We start from the raw sequence: 803 nt of genomic DNA, 5'->3' as shown, positions 1-803 counted from the left end.
TCCTGTCTTTGACAGTTGTAAAGAACAAAAAGCTTGAAACCTATTGAAAATACTAGGATTCAAGCTTTTTCTATGTGTTCAAAAAGTGCGTACCTTTTTTATTTTTTAGTGTCTTTAAATATTTTTTTCATCTGTTTTTGACTTACAATCTGATAATCCGTTCTGAATCCAAAAGTTTCATGTAATGCATCTGTGAAGTCTGTTCTGGTATAAGTTGGCATGTAACCTTCACCAGGAACACAATAGAAATTCATATTACGTAACTGTTCAATAATTTCTGTGCTTGTAAAGGCATTATCCAGTTGTTTTTCTAAATATCTGAAAAGTGTTAATGACAAGAAGCAGGTTGTAAAATGAGCTTTGATTCTGTCATCACGGCTCAAATATACCGGTCTTGCTTTAAAGTCTGTTTTTAATAAACGAAAGCATTCTTCGATTTCCCATCGATTGTGGTTTATCTTAGCGATAGCAGCTGCATCGTCTTCAAGATTAGTGCAAACAGCGTAGAAACCATCGTAGGCTTCCTCCTTAGCAATAGCCTCTTGGCTAATGCTGTAAGCTTCATTATCAGCGATTTCACCGTCATCGGTTACAATTGTTTTGGAAATGAAACGTTTATAGTCGTTTTGACGGTGTTTCTTTAGACTTGAAGGATTGGTGTCAAGAAGCTTGGTAGCACGCTCAATCTGACGATTGCGTATGTGACGCTGATATTCTTTAAATTTAATAGAGTAGGTAACAATTAATCGTTGTTCCAAACTATCCTCTTTAATCCAACGCTCTTTGAAAAAAGTAGAATTTCT

General features: G+C 35.2%; 1 protein-coding gene. It reads right to left on the bottom strand.

Annotated elements, in window-relative coordinates:
- Positions 1-98: 98 nt before the first annotated feature.
- Positions 99-803 (bottom strand): IS1634 family transposase (locus tag GC105_RS16685; protein WP_152807067.1); only part of this gene is annotated, 705 nt, incomplete at its 5' end.

Origin of the sequence: Alkalibaculum sporogenes, assembly GCF_009362815.1 — a bacterium.
GTDB lineage: Bacteria > Bacillota > Clostridia > Eubacteriales > Alkalibacteraceae > Alkalibaculum_A > Alkalibaculum_A sporogenes.
The sequence above is the reverse complement of the archived record's forward strand: the minus strand, read 5'-3'. Positions and strand labels throughout refer to the sequence as shown.